Annotated in this window: 1 protein-coding gene; it reads left to right on the top strand. The window is 49.1% G+C overall.

Annotated features, from left to right (window positions below; translation table 11 throughout):
* The coding region (locus BEB54_RS28060; protein ID WP_201798176.1) for a 3'-5' exoribonuclease domain-containing protein at positions 1-1,157 on the top strand (1,157 nt) is incomplete at both ends.

Raw genomic sequence — 1,157 nt, 5'->3', positions numbered from 1 at the left:
CGTATCTCGGCATCAATGCGCAAACAGCCTGATGCCCTTCGCTACGACCGCCAGACTATTTTTGGCCTTGTCCGTGAACGTCCGATCGACATTCACAAAGACCCTGTGGCACTGAACAAATACATTACTGAATACCTGACTACAAAGGGCGTGTTTGAAGATGAAGGAAGAAATCAGAGCGCAACTGATACTCTCTCGTCGCCAGTACCAGAAACTGATGCAGTGGAAACGGCAATTCCGGACAACGAAAAAACCGAATGCAAAGTGGAAGTCGAACCATCTGTAGAGCGTGAAGGGCCGTTCTACTTCCTCTTCACCGACAAGGATAGCGAAAAATACGGTCGCGCAAACAAACTTTCTGGTCTGGATAAGGCACTGGCTGCAGGGGCTACTGAAATCACGAAAGAAGAATATTTCGCCCGCAAAAACGGTACATACTCAGGTTCACAACAAAATACTGGTGCATCTGACACGACCGCACAACCAGGGCCGGTAAAAGTTACCGCTGACGAAGTAAACAAAATTATGCAGGCAGCCAATATCAGCCAGCCTGACGCCGATGAACTGCTTGCAGTATCACGTGGTGAATTTGTTGCAGGGATTAGCGATCCGAATGATCCGAAATGGGTGAAGGGGATTGAAACCCGCGATTCTGTGAACCAGAACCAGCAAGAAACGGAACAGAACGACCAGAAAGCGGAACAAAACAGCCCAAATACGCAACAAAACGAGCCAGAAACGAAACTACCTGAACCAGTAGTGCAACAGGAAGTGGAAAAAGTCTGCACCGCCTGCGATCAGACCGGCGGCGGCAACTGCCCTGATTGTGGTGCGGTGATGGGCGACGCAACATACCAAGAAACATTCGATGAAGAGTATCAGGTTGAAGTTCAGGAAAATGATCCGGAGGAAATGGAAGGCGCTGAACATCCACACAAGGAGAAGGAGAACACTGGCGGCAATCAGCATCACGCCAGCGATAATGAAACTGGCGAGGCGGCAGATCACTCAATTAAGGTGAACGGTCATCACGAAATCACATCCACCAGCAGGACGTGTGACCATCTAATGATCGACCTCGAAACCATGGGAAAAAATCCTGATGCCCCGATCATCTCAATAGGTGCAATATTTTTCGATCCGCAAACCGGAGATAT

It is taken from the genome of Escherichia sp. MOD1-EC6021, from assembly GCF_002965245.1.
GTDB lineage: Bacteria > Pseudomonadota > Gammaproteobacteria > Enterobacterales > Enterobacteriaceae > Escherichia > Escherichia coli_F.
Note: the sequence above shows the minus strand (reverse complement) of the source record. Positions and strands in the feature narration are given on the sequence as shown.